The 333-nt window shown below is 35.4% G+C and carries 1 protein-coding gene; it reads left to right on the top strand.

Annotation, left to right across the window (positions count from 1 at the left end; all coding sequences use genetic code 11):
• On the top strand, window positions 1-333 hold a 333-nt coding region (locus CBI42_RS11645; RefSeq protein ID WP_142294150.1), incomplete at both ends, for a hypothetical protein.

Raw genomic sequence — 333 nt, 5'->3', positions numbered from 1 at the left:
ATGCTGATGAAGAACAAAAGTCTGTCAGCAAAAAAGCCAACGATGAATATCATAGTGTCTATAATTCAGCTTGGAAGAAATATAAAAATACAGTTAAAGCAGCAGATGAAGAGTACAAGGGAAATAGTTCGGCTGCCAAAGCCCAACGCCAAAAAATTATTGAGGAGGCTCGTAAACAAAGAATTGGTGTGATTAATCATGCCGATAAACAAAAAAACGATTCAATCACTAAAGCAAAACAGCAGTCTGATAAGGTTTACGATTATGCGCATAATCAAAATCAGAAGGTAACAGCTCAGGCTGTTTCTCAATATGAGAGTATTAAGAAAAATA

This window comes from Streptococcus sp. KR (assembly GCF_002238115.1).
Classification (GTDB): Bacteria; Bacillota; Bacilli; order Lactobacillales; family Streptococcaceae; genus Streptococcus.
The sequence above is the reverse complement of the archived record's forward strand: the minus strand, read 5'-3'. Positions and strand labels throughout refer to the sequence as shown.